The sequence below is a fragment of the Flavobacterium sp. OHVDL-2026-0007 genome (genome assembly GCF_059882335.1).
The window spans coordinates 526,107-540,110 of the sequence record NZ_CM187612.1; the positions used below are offsets into that span (position 1 = coordinate 526,107).

Sequence of the window (14,004 nt, forward strand, 5' to 3'; positions counted from 1 at the left end):
TTAAATAAAAGTATATAAAGAGATTTCATGAATATTAAAAATTTTGCAATACTACTATTGGTGGCTGGAGCTGTTTTTTCAGCAAATGCACAGACTTTCAAGGCTGTAAATGAGTTAGCACAGAGACGTACGCCGTGGTTATCAAAAAAACTGATTTTTTCGGCCATACCAAAAGAAGACGACAAAGATGTCTTTGAATTATCTACTAAAAATAACAAAGTATATATTGCCGCAACAGATGCCAACACAGCTTCCTCTGGATTAAACTGGTATCTGAAATATTATTGTCACCGCAATATGTCACATATGGGAGACAATCTTGCAGCGGTTGAAAAATTACCAGAAGTAAATAAAAAAGTAAGGATTACATCTGCTTTTCCTGTTCGATATGCGTTAAACTATTGTACCATCAGTTATACGATGAGTTTCTATACATGGAAAGATTGGGAGCGTGAATTAGATTGGATGGCGCTAAATGGAGTGAATCTGATGTTAGCTCCTGTAGGAATGGAAGCGGTTTGGCAAAACACCATGAACCAATTGGGATTTACTAAAAAAGAGGTGTCGGACTTTATACCAGGGCCTGCTTTTGATGCTTGGTGGTTGATGGGAAATATTGAAGGCTGGGGAGGCCCGATCTCACAAACGATGATTGACCAACAAGCCACATTAGAAAAAAAGATTCTGGGGCGTATGAAAGAACTTGGAATTCAACCCGTAATGCAAGGATTTTATGGAATGGTTCCCACTACTTTGAAAAACAAAATGAAAGTGGATGTTATCGATCAAGGCAAATGGGTGTCTGAAGGTTTTCAGAGACCTGATTTTTTATTGCCTGCTGATCCGATGTTTAAGAAAATAGCAGGCGTTTATTATACGGAAATGAAAAAACTCTATGGGAATGATCTTCATTTCTTTGGAGGGGATCCTTTTCACGAAGGGGGAAGTTCAAAAGGAGCCGATCTTTCCGCTTCTGCCAGAGAAATTCAGCAACAAATGAACCAATACTTTCCTGGCAGTACGTGGGTACTTCAAGGGTGGCAGCAGAATCCTTCCAAGGGATTATTGGATGGATTGGACAAATCCAAAACGTTGGTAATTGAACTATTTGGTGAGAATACAGCTAATTGGGAAGAACGCAAGGGATACGATGGTACTCCTTTTGTTTGGAGTAATGTGAGTAATTTTGGAGAAAAAGTAGGGTTGTATGGTAAATTACAACGTTTCGCCAATGAAGTACATAGAGCTAAAAACAGTCCTTATGGTACTTTTTTGAAAGGGATTGGGATCATACCAGAAGGGATCAACAACAATCCAGTAGCCTATGATTTCATGCTGGAGATAGGTTGGCATAAGGATAAAGTAGAAGCTAAGGAGTGGATAAAAGATTATGTAAAATATCGTTACGGTAAAAGTAATGAGACATTGCAAAAGGCTTGGCAAGTATTTTTAGAAACAGCCTACAGCAGTCCAGAAATTTATCAAGAAGGCCCCTCGGAATCTATTTTTTGTGCCAGACCTTCACTTAAAATAGAAACTGTTTCGTCTTGGGGAACCCGAAAAAGAAATTATGATATCCAAAAATTTGCGAAAGCAGTCCAACTTTTTTGCTCAGTCTCGAAAGAATTTGAACAAAGTGAAACCTATCAGGTGGATAAAATTGATTTCGTAAGACAAGTGCAAGCCAATAATGGCGATCTAGTTTATCAGAAAATGATTGACGCGATTAGGGCCAAAGAGGTGAATGCTTTTGTAGGCGCTTCTAATCAGTTTCAAAAAATGATTATTCAGCAGGATGCTTTATTGAATTGTAATACTCGATTTTCGCTCTATACTTGGTTGAAACAGGCCCATGATTTTGGAAATTCAGCAGTAGATAAGGAAGTAGCCTTGCGAAATGCTAAACAGCAAATTACCTTTTGGGGACCTATTGATCCGAAAACAGCTTTACATGAATACGCCCACAAAGAATGGGGAGGCTTATTAGGGTCTTTATATCTGGATAGATGGAAATCATTTACAACAGAACAGCTACAGCTACTCAAGAATCAAGCAGCCGTTGCGCCAAATTATTTTAGTATGGAAAAGCAGTGGACAGAGACGAAAGATTTGTTTTTGCCAAAAGTATTAGGGCCGAAGCAGCAAGACGAGTTAATAGATACTATTTTATCTCAGCAAATTTAAGAGACTGCTGTATTGTCTATAGGCGAATCAGGAGCTGTTATTTTGTGGACACCAGGCGAGGGCAAAGGCTTGATGCGAAAAAATAAGGTTTAAAGCAGCGATCGGATTTTACTTTTTTTGTAAGTTTACAGTCCTTTTATTTTTAGAGAAGAAAAATCTAAGAAAAAAGCTAAAACGTACCTACCTTATAAAATTGTTGGAAACAAAAAAACACTTTAAACTCTCAGAACTTAGCAGTCTTATATTGGAGACGATTAAAAATAAGTTCGACAGTATTACCTATTGGATAATAGCTGATGTGACCAACCATTCCTATAAAGTAGATAAAAGATATCATAATTTTGATTTGGTTGAAAAGGATAGTCATTCCAATAATATAATTGCCAAAATATCCGGCAAGGCATGGGGAAATGGTTCTACAGCTATTTCCAATTTTGAAATGAATACAGGTCAAAAATTCACTAATAATATTAATGTTTTAGCACAAGTAGCTGTTGAATACCATCCGCTGTATGGTCTATCTGTTGTTTTAATTGATGTAGACCCCAATTTTACGATCGGTGTCTTAGAGCAGAGAAGAAATGAAACCCTTCGCCGATTGGTAGCTCAAAATGAGTACATAGAAAAGGTAGGAGATGGTTATCAAACTAGAAATAGTGGGTTAAAGCTAAATGCGGTAATTCAGAGAATTGCCTTGTTGTCCTCGGTAAACTCTGCCGGAAGTGAAGATTTTAAACATACCCTTAAAGCGAATGATTTTGGTTATCAATTTTTCATAGACGATTATAATACCATAGTGCAGGGTGAGAATAATGCCAAATTATTTTTGAATAAACTTATTGAAATTTATAACTCCGAAGTCCAATATGATGCAGTAGTGATCACTAGAGGTGGAGGAGCTCAGACCGATTTTCTAATGTTTGATGATTATGAAATAGGAAGAGCTGTTGCCAAATTTCCAATTCCCATCATAACGGGTATTGGCCACCAGAAAAATACCAGTATTGTAGATTTAATGGCTCATACGCAAACCAAAACGCCAACCAAAGTGGCCGAGTTTATTATAGCGCATAACAGAAGTTTTGAGCAAAATATTCTTTCTTTTCAAAAAACAATTGTCATTAAATCACAACAATTATTTTTACATAATTTTCAATTGCTGGGGTATTTGAACGGTGCTATTGTAAATAACACTAGAGATATAATCGCTCAAAGAAAAGATGAAATTGTTGCTGTAAATCAAATTACAATTAACAGTTCGAAGTCCATCCTTTTTAATAATCACAAGCTGCTGGTACAAACCGGTTCACAGATACTCTCTAAGCCTAAAATTATTTTATACAACCGGATCAATGATATAAAAAATACGATCCAAAATTTAAAAACATTCAGTACCCTTTATCAAAAGAATAAAAAAGGAGAGTTAGGGCATTATGTTTCCATAATCAAAATGATGTCTCCTGAAAATATATTGAAGAAGGGGTATGCGATTATAAAAGTCAATAATGAAATTACAAGCAATCCTGATGACTTAGAAATAGGAAAGGATATTGAGATCCTACTTGCTAATACAATTATTAAATCAACCGTTAAACAAAAAACAAAATACGATGGAAAAGAAAATAACCATAACCTATGAAGAGGCTTATAAAGAATTAGCAGCAATTGCATCTGAAATTGAAAATGAAACCATCTCTGTTGATGTACTAGCGGTCAAAGTAAAAAGAGCGGCAGAGTTAATAACCTTCTGCCAGACAAAGCTTAAATCAACGGAATCGGAGGTAAATAAAATCATTGCGCACATGGAAAATTCCAATCAATAATCAAATGATGTAATTGACTTGAGTTTGTTATTAATTATTGCAAAAACTCAAGGTGTTTCTTTTAGCAAAAAAAAAGTTTATGCTTTTCAACATAAACTTTTTAGTGTGGGAATAAATATATTTTTTTAATTCGTACCCGCTGCACTTTTATCTACCAGAAATAATAGTTCGCCTGAAACTGGTTTGATTAATTGCATTGGATAAGTCGCAGGATTGTAAGCTCCTTTGGTTACTTCTTTCAAAGCTGGCGCTTTTTTCTCACCAAAAGCGACCACAACAATCTTTTCAGCTTTATTGATTAGTGGCGCAGTAAGGGTAATACGGTGCATTTTTTGAGGTTCTAGGTAATAGGCAGCAACCCATTTATTTTGTTCCTCTAAAACGGCCTGACCAGGAAAGAGTGAGGCAGTGTGTCCGTCATCTCCCATTCCTAATAAGATAAGATCAAATTTTCCTTCATCTCCTAAGACTTCTCTAATGGACTGTTCATAGGTAAGGGCATACTCTTCAGGTGTCACACCCTCTTTATACATCTCAAAAATATTAGCTTTTGAAATAGGGACATGGCTCAGTAAGGAAGCGTAAGACATTTTCGCATTACTAAGATCATCATTAAGTGGTACCCAGCGTTCGTCACCCCAGAAAATAAAAACTTTACTCCAGTCTATCTTATTTTTGTAATCGTCAGAAGCTAATAATTTGTAAATTCCTGCAGGAGATGAACCTCCTGTAAGCACGGCTGTGAATTGGCCTTTTTTAGCAATTGCTTGCTGAGCTGCTGCTACAAAAAGATCCGCAGCTACAGTGTTAATTTCGGCTGTATTATTGTATATCTGTATCATCTAAAACTTCTTCTTTTATGTGGTTTTGTATGTTCGGAATCCAAGCATGTCCCTGTCGAGCTAATAGTTCGTCAGCTGCCTGAGGACCCCAACTTCCTGCTTTATAATTTGGAAAATTGGCTGGTGCTGTATTTTTCCATACCTGTTGGATGGTATCAATAGCATCCCATGCTTGTTCCACCTGATCCCAACGCATGAATAGTGTAGGATCACCTGCTAAAGCATCAGCGATTAAGGTTTCATAAGCTTCTGGTGACATGGTAGAGCAGGCGAAATAATCAAATACCATTTCTGCTGGTCTCAAAGAAAGTGACAGACCTGGTTTTTTGGTCATAAACTGCAGCTTGATATCCATTGCAGGTTGAATATTGATAATCAATCTGTTTGGCGTCATACCTTCTTTTCCGTAAGAGAAAGAGGAATGCGGAACAGGTTTAAATTGTATAATAATAGAAGACTGTCTTTCTTCCATTCTTTTACCTGTGCGCAGATAAAAAGGAATCCCTTGCCATCTCCAGTTATCCAAATAAACCTTCATGGCCACGTAGGTTTCGGTATTAGAATCAGGAGCAATTCCTTTATCCTCACGATATCCAGCAATTGGACTTCCTTTTATTTCTCCTGAATCGTATTGCCCTCTTACGACATAGCGATCAACTTCTTCCGGTTTGATGCGGCGAATCGATTTTAAGACATCGGCTTTACGGTTTCGGATATCATCGGCTTGTAATGAAGCCGGCGCTTCCATAGCGGTCATACATAAAATTTGAAGCAGATGGTTCTGAATCATATCTTTTAATGCACCAACTCCTTCGTAAAACCCGCCGCGTTCTTCAACACCTACTTCTTCTGCTACTGTAATCTGAACAAAATCAATGTAGTTACGGCTCCATAAAGGTTCAAACATCGAATTTCCAAAACGGAAAGCAAGGATATTTTGAACGGTTTCTTTACCTAAATAATGATCGATTCTGTAAATCTGTTCCTCTTTGAAAGTCTGTGAAAGCATTTCATTAAGTTCAATCGCAGAAGTTTTGTCGTAGCCGAAAGGTTTTTCAATAATAATTCGATCTTGTTTGGCATTAGCAGCAAGACCTATTTTTTTAATATTATTGGAAATTGTCCTGATGAAAGAAGGGGTGATCGAAAGGTAAAAAAGACGATTGGCACGTTCTCCAAAACTCTCTTCAATACCCTGTATCTTCTCATTTAATCTTTGGTAAGATTCTTCTTTGTCAATATCCAGACTGTGATAGCTAATGTTCGAAAGGAATTTTTCTGTTTTAGGGTCAGCAAGACCTTTTCTTCTTGAAAAGGTATCTAGATTTTCTAAAACATAGTCGCGGAATTCATTATCACTTTTTTCAGCTCTTCCAAGTGCGATGATCTGAAACTTCTTCGACATGCGGCCGTCAAGGTACAGATTTTGAAATGCAGGAAAAAGCTTTCTCTTTGCTAGGTCTCCGGTTCCTCCAAAAATAACAATGATTGTTGGATTTATATTTTTGAGCTTACTCATTTGTGTGTTGCGTTGCTTAAAGTTCTTTATTCAGACCATTGGGTGTGAAAAACACCTGTGGTATCAATACGTTCGTAGGTATGAGCTCCAAAATAATCACGCTGTGCTTGAATTAGATTTGTTGGAAGGCTTTCAGATCTGTAGGCATCAAAATAAGCTAATGAATTCATAAGCCCAGCTACTGGTAATCCTTTTTGAACCGCAAATTGAATTACAGCTCTCATTCCTGCTTGACTGTCTGTTAATTTTGAAGCGATTCCAGCATCTAAAAGGATATTAGGTAAATCTGCTTTAGTGGCATATGCTTTTCTAAAGTCTTCTAAAACAGTAGCACGAATAATACAGCCTCCACGCCAAATTTTGGCAACAGTTTCTAAATTTAATCCGTAGTTGTATTCTTTAGAAGCGGTATGAAGCTGTGCTAATCCTTGTGCGTAAGTGATCAATATAGAGAAGTGTAAAGCTGATTTTAAGGCCGCAATTGCTTCATTTGTATTGACATCAGTCTGCTTAGTGTTCCAAACTAATTTCGTAGCAGCTTCAATTCTTTCAGGTTTAGTTTTAGACATATCACGCATAAAAACGGCTGCATCGATAGTCGGAACCGGTACTTGTAAATCCATAGCGTTCTGAGAAGTCCATTTCCCTGTCCCTTTAGATTTAGCCCAGTCCGAAATTTTATTAATTAGCCTGCTTCCGTCTTCGTCTTTTTCTTTTAAGATACTTGCCGTAATTTCGATCAAATAGGATTTAAGGTCGGTTTGATTCCACTGTTCAAAAGTTTTTTGAATAGTATCCTCATCCAAATTATACCCTCTTTTCATTAGGTCATATATCTCAGAAATCAGCTGCATGATACCGTATTCGATTCCATTGTGAACCATTTTTACATAGTTTCCAGCAGATCCGTTTCCTAAATATTCAACACATGGTTCTCCATCCACTTTTGCGGCAATCGCTTCAAAAATAGGACGAAGTCTTTCGTATGCTTTCTGATCTCCACCAGGCATCATAGCAGGACCGAATCTCGCTCCTTTTTCACCACCTGAAATTCCCATTCCAAAGAAATGGATTCCCTTGGCAGATAATTCCAAAAATCTTCTGTCTGTATCGGTGAAATAAGTATTACCACCATCGATTATAATATCTCCTTTATCTAAATGAGGAAGTAAGCTTGCTATTGCGCTGTCCACAGGTTTTCCTGCAGGAACGAGTAACATAATAGCTCTTGGCTGTTGGATAAGCCCAACAAAGTGTTTAACATCTGTTGTAGCTTCAATGATATGATTAGGGTCGGTTTCCTGCTGAAGAGAGTTAACCTTTTCGGTATCTAAATCTAGACCTGCTGCCGCAAAGTTATGGCTTGCAATATTTAATAGTAAGTTACGGCCCATTACACCAAGTCCTACAATTCCAAAATCAAATTTGCTCATAGTTTTCAATTAACTAAAATTATTATAAAATGCTTTTCCAAAAAAAGAGTAAGAATAAAAAAGGTAATCCTTTTTTATTCAGCTGTTTGGAGAAAGAAAAGTTTGTTTTAATCTTATACTTTAAGATCTACCGCGCGAAGTTAAAGAAAATTGCTGAAACATTATAAGATTAACAAGGTTCTGTGCGATCTAAATATAAGTTTTGGCTTTGCATTTTTTTAATTCTTATTGAGATTCTCATAAAAATAGTATCGTTAATGGAAGTGTGGTATGTGGTCAGTTTGGATAAGAGAAGTTAAATTAGAGATGGAGGAAAAACACTTCGTCTTTTTAAATTTACCTGCCCTTGCAATTTTATGTTTGGTTCTGAAAAAGGAAAGGTTATTCTAAGAAATATGCGGGATAGTTTTTTTGATCTTATTTCAAATCTATTTTAAAGATAGGATCAAGTAATTTTAGATTAAAGGTACATAAATTGACTGATTAGGGGCGTTTCTTTATGGCTATTAGAGGTGTTTTGCCTTGGAAAAGAATATAAGAAACAGATCAAAATTGGTTGAAATCAACCGTACAATAGGGTACAGTTAACTATAAAAAGTATTGTTCTGAGAATGTATTTCCTTTTTTATAGAATAAAACAGCAACAATAGCGTTTTTAAACAAAACGATATTATGGGCTTATTTGATTTTATGACAGTGGAAATCGCTATGGATTTAGGAACAGCGAATACATTAATAATATATAATGGAAAAATTGTAGTAGACAGCCCTTCGATTGTGGCTAGAGATATAAGAAATGGAAAAATTATCGCTGTAGGCAAAGAAGCTAGTTTAATGCAGGGAAAAACGCATGAGAATATTAAAACAATACGACCATTGAAGGATGGTGTTATTGCAGATTTTGATGCCTCAGAGAAAATGATCAGCTGGTTTATAAAAAATATACCTGAAATAAAAAAGAGTTATTTCAGTCCAGCACTGCGAATGATAGTTTGTATACCCAGTGGTATTACTGAGGTGGAAATGAGAGCCGTAAAAGAGTCTTGTGAACGGGTAAACGGTAAAGAAGTGTATTTAATTCATGAACCTATGGCTGCTGCCATTGGAATGGGTTTGGACGTTATGGAACCCAAAGGAAACATCATCGTTGATATTGGAGGAGGAACTACAGAAATTGCTGTTATCGCTCTAGGAGGGATCATTTGTGATAGATCTATAAAAATCGCTGGTGATGTTTTTACCAATGATATTCTTTATTATATGAGAACGCAGCACAATTTGTATATAGGAGATGCTTCCGCAGAGATGATAAAAATAGAGGTTGGAGCTGCTATGGAAGAACTCGAGGATGCACCAGATGATTTAACGGTTCGTGGAAGAGATTTACTTACTGGGAAACCAAAAGAAATACTGGTTAACTATAGGGAAATAGCCAAAGCTCTTGATAAATCCATACTGAGAATTGAAGATGCTATTATGGTAACACTTTCAGTAACTCCTCCAGAACTCGCTGCGGATATTTACAATACGGGTTTGTATCTAGCAGGAGGAGGAGCAATGCTTCGTGGTCTTGATAAACGTATTTCACAGAAAACGGATTTACCAGTCTTTATCGCAGAAGATCCGTTAAGGGCCGTGGTTAGAGGAACTGGAATTGTATTAAAAGATATGGTTAAGTATAAAAGTGTATTGATCAAATAGCTTGCTAGAGGAGAACAAAGGTAATTTGTTGGGGAGTACAAGCTTTTTAATTTTGATAAAGTGGAGTAGATTAAAAGTTTATGAAATAGAATTGAGGGATAAAGTGAAATTCGTAGGCAGCGTTAAGAGAAATATTTTGAATTTGCTATCTGTTTTGTTAATATATTCCATGTTTGCAAATAAAATCAGAGTATCTTTGGCAACTATTTAAGATAAAGAATCTGCAGAGATCCAACGGCTCTCCTTTTTATAACACACCATCCCAGTTTAGATTTATGAAGTTGTAATAGACAAAACTTCATCGTAAACAATAACGATTGCTAATGCTAATTCTTTTTAGGTTTTGCATTAGCATTCACAACCCACCTTAACAGCTATACCTTATGACATTGATATCTAAAGAAAAATTTTCTGAAGTTACGGGCCTTTCTAAAATTCCTATTCCTGGATTATCTTCTTATTTAATGAAAGTATTAAAAATTAATAATTTAAATACTATTGTAGAAGAAGGTGGTACCCTAGAAGGGGCAGACTTTGCTAATTATGTTTTAGGGAAAATTGGTGTAAAGGTGCAATTTGATGCTGGTGAAATGCTCAATATTCCTAGTGAAGGAGCTTTTATAGTGGTAGCCAATCATCCCTATGGAGGTATTGAATCATTAGCTTTATTAAGTACACTTGCCAAAGTTCGTCCCGATACCCTGTACATGGGGAATTTTTTATTAACGGAAATACCCAATCTTAAAAAATGCATTATTGCGGTAAATCCATTTGAAAACGTACAAAACTCTGCCAGTATTACGGGATTAAAAATGACGCTAAAGGCATTGGCAGAAGGTATTCCTGTTGCCATATTTCCAGCGGGAGAGGTTTCTTCTTATGATTTTAAGGCTAGTGAAATTACAGATCCAGAATGGCATCCCGTAGTGGGGAAAATTATCTCCAAGGCTGACGTACCTATTTTACCGATTTATTTTCATGGAAATAATGGTTTGTTCTTTAGTATGTTAAAATCAGTTCATCCGATGTTACAAACATCAAAATTGATTTCGGAACTCTTCAATAAGCAAGGACATGCACTAAAGATGACTATCGGAAAGCCTATTTTATTAGCTAGGGAAAGAGGTAAGGCTTTCGATCCTTCACTATTAAGTAGTCTTAGAAGCAAACTGTATGCACTCAAAAATCAATCCCATAATTGATCGGTTGACGCATGAAAATGCAATAGATCTTGTCAAATCGTTTTTAAATAAGCATAAATGATAAAAATCTATTGTTTTGGGGATTGACACCGGGCTACTTTGGCTATGAAAAAATATATAATATTTAGTACAAGTAGTTCTAATTTACTGATACTGAATATAAATAGGTTTCGGTGCGAATTGCAATAACTCCTCAGGAGTATATAAACTCTGTCCGTTTTTGGTGTCATTTTTATAGAATAGCTTAAAACCCGTAAATTGAACGGGCTCCGCATAAATCGCCCTTTGGTACGTTGCACGTTTTAGTGCTTTGCTGCCAAAACCATCCATATTCATGACGATTTGAACCTCTGGAGAAGTTTTTATGTTTTGATAATCAGTTACCATTGCTTTGGTGAATCGGTGGATCACTACTATTTTAGGAGGCAGATGATTTTCTTTTACAATTTTAATTAGAATGTCAATGGCTTCATTAATTTCGTTTGCGGACAATGTTCCTATTTTGCTTCCAGGTATTTTTCCATTTTTCATAGCAAATTCTGGGTCAATGCCTAAATGTACATTTGGTTTTTTAAGATAGTCTATCAAAGTAGAGACTTCTTCTTTCACAGTACTTTGGCCTATTTGAACATCCAAAAACACTAGACCGTTTATGGATTTAGCCCAAGTCATAATAGTATCTATTTGACTAAATGGCATTCGTAGGCGGTATTTATTGTTTTTACCCGGTTGGCCTTGAGCAGTAATGGCAATATAATGTAAGGCTGGGATGCTAGGGGTGCCCTTATCGGCAAGTTCCCATTGGGCTGCTTCTTGTTGTAGTTTTTGTAACATTTGATCTTTAGGTAGTTCTCCAAGGATTCCCATTCTTTTGGAATAGAGGTTGCCATAAAAGGCTATGACTCTTTTATAAGGTAGTATAGCCCCAGGTAGCGGATAAGGGGCTTTGTTTTTCCATTTTCCAGAGGTATCGGTATGCTTTAGCGCGTGTACTCTCTTGTTGTAATCGGCGGTATCGACAAGAGAACTGTCTTTTTTGAGAACGGGGCTAATTGTTGTGGTAGGGATCGGCTTTTGTGTTTTTTGCTTTTCTTGTTTTTGCTGACAGCCTGAACTAAAAAGAGCCAATAGGCCTAAAAATGAGATACAAAACAAAAAGGTATAGCGATTTTTCATGGTGTTATAAAATAATGGTGATCGATCTTGATCGTTTCAAATTAGTGGCCTTTTCAAAAGAAGTGAAATTGTTCTATTTTGTCGTTGGTACGACCAAAGGATAATACTTCATTTCAGACCCTTTACAATGGTTACTTTTATTTAGTTTCCTTTCAATAAATTGATACTTACCGTAGCGATATCAGCTTCTGGAAATCGTTTAAAAATGGATTTATCAGGGAATAATTCCGCTTCAGCAGCCACTTTATTAAAGACTTCTATCTCTACGATATACTGGTCGGAAAAACCATGAGTGGCATCATAAGCTGTTGCAGGCGTCTTTCCTAAATTACCAGCAGCAAGTTTTGGATCTATGGTATGTAATTCAATCAAGAGCAAACCAAATTTGCGAACATAGGGGGACCATTTTTGTAAATGCTCCAAGAGATTATCTTCTACTAGATTGTTGCTGATTCTTTGCCCTCTGTAGGCAAAGGCACCAGTAGAAGTACTGATTCGATTCTCGTTGATCTTTTTTGGATTTTTCCAAATGCGGTTGTGATCTAAAAAAGTCCTAACGTTAAGTAAATCTTTGAGGTCAATATTATAATTTTCTCTCAAGTCATCTGAAAGCAAATCAGGTCTTCCAATATCTCCCCAAATCACCTTTGCCCAAATGTCGGCCTTTATGAGATTAGCTCTTGTTACTCGTAGGGCAGCTTGATTATAATCGGCTCCAACTAGAAACAATGGATATTCATCAAGCAGTTGTCCTCGTAAGGTTTGCCTGTCGATTACTTCAAAAATATGTTGCAAAAAAGCGCCATTACCACAGCCCATATCCAAGATTCCTTTAGGCTGTTGCTCAATAGGGAGGTTAAAAAGACCAATAATAATATCATCAACAACTTTAAAATAAGTGTCGTGAGCACCGCCGCTTCCCCATACGTTCATTTCGCGATCAACATGAATTTCGTTTTCGCCATCGGCTACCATTCTTAAGACCGCTGGATCGCCAAAAATTAATTCTTCGATTTTGGCAAATGTGGGTAAATAAGAAACGGTAACCCCATAGGCACTGGCTCTTTTGGCAAAAAACAAACCCTCTTCGGTAAATTGATAATTGCCGTTTTTTTCCAAGAACCACCCCAGGTGTACAAAAAAGTCTAATATTTTTTTAAAATTTTCAGGAGATTTATGAAACTCTTCTGGCTTGAAAGAGGTCTCCATAAAATATTTGTGAAACATCCCATTCATGGCCAAACGCACTATGGTTGGACCGATCAAATAACCTTCTATATGTTTTAAAATCTGGTCCTGAATACTATTGGTCAAGGGATCATCGGAGGGGATAATACCATATTTTTGTTTGTATTTTTCAAATATGACATTGAGTTTTTCAAAGGGTACATCTTCAAAGAGTCGCCCATGATACGCAATAGAAAAATGAAGTAAATCCACAACATCCTCATAGAGATGAAACAATGAAAAGGCAATTTCGGTCTTTTCATTTACGGAGATCATAATTTCCTGAGTACGGTTATCGATCTGATAATCTAAAAAACCTTGTGAAGCCAAAATCCGCAAACCAACATTGAGATAACCTTCATTAGCCTTTGAAGCCGTTACAAGTTCCTTCAATTGTACATGCTTTTTGTTCAGAATAAATTCTAAAATGGCATGTTTCTTTAGTGCTATGGCTACTGGCGCAACAGCTAAACCATCAAGATGCTTAAAAATGGAACTACGGAGTTCGGATTTATTGATCATAGTAAAAGAATGAAGGTTTGTTAAAAATAGTGATTTTTTTTAAATGGGGACCTTTCAGTTTTGCCCTATTTAGATACTCGGCTTTATTTTTATGATTTGGCAGTATCGCTTTAAAGTATTGTTAAAAATACGAAATTTAAATGTGCCTTTATTAGCATTTATCCATTGATAATGCAGTTTGTTTTGCTTATAAAGGATTTTTAAAAATAGTGTTATTTCAAAAACAACCTTTGTTGTTTATGAAAAATCTTACATTACCAAAAAGGAAGTGTAAGTCTTAATCCTCTTGTTTTTAGTAAATTAAAAATTAGAATTAATTTAATTAACATTTTTTTTGCAAAAAAAACTCTTAAAGTTTTTGGGTTAAAATTTTTG

10 protein-coding genes are annotated in these 14,004 nt (G+C 36.2%); 5 read left to right on the forward strand and 5 right to left on the reverse strand.

Going from position 1 to position 14,004, the window contains the following annotated elements; translation table 11 throughout:
- Window positions 1–27: 27 nt before the first annotated feature.
- The 3 genes from AC51AA_RS02155 to xseB all read left to right on the forward strand — a co-directional run bounded on the left by AC51AA_RS02155 (window position 28) and on the right by xseB (window position 4,007).
- A complete protein-coding gene (locus AC51AA_RS02155) occupies window positions 28–2,184 on the forward strand; it encodes an alpha-N-acetylglucosaminidase (protein ID WP_500704105.1) in 2,157 nt (718 codons plus the stop codon).
- 196 nt (window positions 2,185–2,380) lie between these two features.
- Entirely contained in the window at window positions 2,381–3,823 is a 1,443-nt protein-coding gene (xseA, locus tag AC51AA_RS02160) for an exodeoxyribonuclease VII large subunit (protein ID WP_500704106.1), read from the forward strand.
- Entirely contained in the window at window positions 3,795–4,007 is a 213-nt protein-coding gene (gene xseB / locus AC51AA_RS02165; RefSeq protein ID WP_500704107.1) for an exodeoxyribonuclease VII small subunit, read from the forward strand. Before xseA ends, xseB begins: the two co-directional genes overlap by 29 nt.
- A gap of 125 nt (window positions 4,008–4,132) precedes the next feature.
- On the opposite strand, the gene pgl is transcribed toward xseB, so the two are convergent.
- The 3 genes from pgl to gnd are packed head-to-tail and all read right to left on the reverse strand — an operon-like array spanning window position 4,133 to window position 7,801.
- Complete coding sequence (pgl, locus tag AC51AA_RS02170; RefSeq protein WP_500704108.1) at window positions 4,133–4,849, reverse strand: 6-phosphogluconolactonase; 717 nt, start codon at window positions 4,847–4,849, stop codon at window positions 4,133–4,135.
- Window positions 4,830–6,368, reverse strand: coding sequence for a glucose-6-phosphate dehydrogenase (gene zwf, locus AC51AA_RS02175; protein ID WP_500704109.1), 1,539 nt, complete (start codon window positions 6,366–6,368; stop codon window positions 4,830–4,832). Before zwf ends, pgl begins: the two co-directional genes overlap by 20 nt.
- A gap of 26 nt (window positions 6,369–6,394) precedes the next feature.
- Window positions 6,395–7,801, reverse strand: coding sequence for an NADP-dependent phosphogluconate dehydrogenase (gene gnd, locus AC51AA_RS02180; protein ID WP_500704110.1), 1,407 nt, complete (start codon window positions 7,799–7,801; stop codon window positions 6,395–6,397).
- A 672-nt stretch (window positions 7,802–8,473) separates the two neighbouring features.
- Between gnd and AC51AA_RS02185 the strand changes: the two genes are divergently transcribed.
- The gene (locus tag AC51AA_RS02185; protein ID WP_500704111.1) at window positions 8,474–9,502 is read left to right on the forward strand and encodes a rod shape-determining protein; all 1,029 of its coding nucleotides are present in this window, start codon (window positions 8,474–8,476) and stop codon (window positions 9,500–9,502) included.
- Window positions 9,503–9,885: 383 nt separating this feature from the next.
- Entirely contained in the window at window positions 9,886–10,704 is an 819-nt protein-coding gene (locus AC51AA_RS02190) for a lysophospholipid acyltransferase family protein (protein WP_500704112.1), read from the forward strand.
- A 144-nt stretch (window positions 10,705–10,848) separates the two neighbouring features.
- Here AC51AA_RS02190 and AC51AA_RS02195 read toward each other — a convergent pair whose 3' ends face one another.
- Both AC51AA_RS02195 and AC51AA_RS02200 read right to left on the reverse strand, forming a co-directional pair.
- Window positions 10,849–11,880, reverse strand: a complete 1,032-nt coding sequence (locus AC51AA_RS02195) for a hypothetical protein (protein ID WP_500704113.1) — start codon at window positions 11,878–11,880, stop codon at window positions 10,849–10,851.
- 141 nt (window positions 11,881–12,021) lie between these two features.
- Window positions 12,022–13,629 (reverse strand): class I SAM-dependent methyltransferase, encoded by a 1,608-nt coding sequence (locus AC51AA_RS02200; RefSeq protein ID WP_500704114.1) that lies wholly within the window; start codon window positions 13,627–13,629, stop codon window positions 12,022–12,024.
- Between the last annotated feature and the right edge of the window lie 375 nt (window positions 13,630–14,004).

What these genes read in the sequence shown, in the direction of transcription:
- gnd (WP_500704110.1), bottom strand. Translation starts at nt 7,801, where the DNA reads ATGAGCAAATTTGATTTTGGAATTGTAGGACTTGGTGTAATGGGCCGT.
- AC51AA_RS02200 (WP_500704114.1), bottom strand. Translation starts at nt 13,629, where the DNA reads ATGATCAATAAATCCGAACTCCGTAGTTCCATTTTTAAGCATCTTGAT.
- AC51AA_RS02185 (WP_500704111.1), top strand. Translation starts at nt 8,474, where the DNA reads ATGGGCTTATTTGATTTTATGACAGTGGAAATCGCTATGGATTTAGGA.
- AC51AA_RS02190 (WP_500704112.1), top strand. Translation starts at nt 9,886, where the DNA reads ATGACATTGATATCTAAAGAAAAATTTTCTGAAGTTACGGGCCTTTCT.
- AC51AA_RS02155 (WP_500704105.1), top strand. Translation starts at nt 28, where the DNA reads ATGAATATTAAAAATTTTGCAATACTACTATTGGTGGCTGGAGCTGTT.
- zwf (WP_500704109.1), bottom strand. Translation starts at nt 6,368, where the DNA reads ATGAGTAAGCTCAAAAATATAAATCCAACAATCATTGTTATTTTTGGA.
- pgl (WP_500704108.1), bottom strand. Translation starts at nt 4,849, where the DNA reads ATGATACAGATATACAATAATACAGCCGAAATTAACACTGTAGCTGCG.
- AC51AA_RS02195 (WP_500704113.1), bottom strand. Translation starts at nt 11,880, where the DNA reads ATGAAAAATCGCTATACCTTTTTGTTTTGTATCTCATTTTTAGGCCTA.
- xseB (WP_500704107.1), top strand. Translation starts at nt 3,795, where the DNA reads ATGGAAAAGAAAATAACCATAACCTATGAAGAGGCTTATAAAGAATTA.